The sequence below is a fragment of the Vibrio sp. 704 genome, assembly GCF_033339295.1.
Genome location: NZ_JAWOUH010000782.1, coordinates 1 through 574 on the forward strand (window position 1 = coordinate 1; position 574 = coordinate 574).

The following is a 574-nucleotide window of genomic DNA, read 5'->3' on the forward strand; positions in this document are numbered from 1 at the left end:
CACAAGCGGCGCGATTTACGACTCACGGTTTGCTGTTGGCGGTGTTGCTCGTCGCTATCGCTTCTTCTATTGGCTTTGCTACCATTGCGCCACTGTTTCGTTTTCTTGGCGCGACCGACGATCTGATTCCGCTCATCGAACAATACATGCAGGTGTGGTACCTCACCATTCCGCTGTTGGTGATCCCAATGGCGGGCAACAGTGCGATCCGTGCCACTGGCGACACTAAGACACCCGCTAAGATCATGATGTTGGCCGGTCTGATCAACGGCATGCTCGATCCACTACTGATTTTCGGTTATGGCCCCTTCCCAGAACTTGGCATTCAAGGCGCTGCTATAGCGAGTGCCTTTAGTTGGCTAGGCGCGTTGTGCGGCTCTTTCTATGTGTTGGTGAAACGCGAAAAACTGCACGCACAACCTCAATGGGCCTCATTGAAACAAGATTGGCAACAGACGTTAAAAATTGGCACCCCTGCAGCGCTATCCAATGCAATGAATCCGTTGTCGGGCGCGATTTTGATGATGCTGCTATCTAGCCACGGCACGGCAGCGGTGGCAGCTTATGGCGCTGC

At 53.5% G+C, this 574-nt stretch carries 1 protein-coding gene; it reads left to right on the plus strand.

Translation table 11 applies throughout. The features are described 5' to 3' along the window. Nucleotides 1-574: MATE family efflux transporter (locus R7R24_RS29090; RefSeq protein ID WP_318120509.1), on the plus strand; the 574-nt coding region annotated here is incomplete at both ends.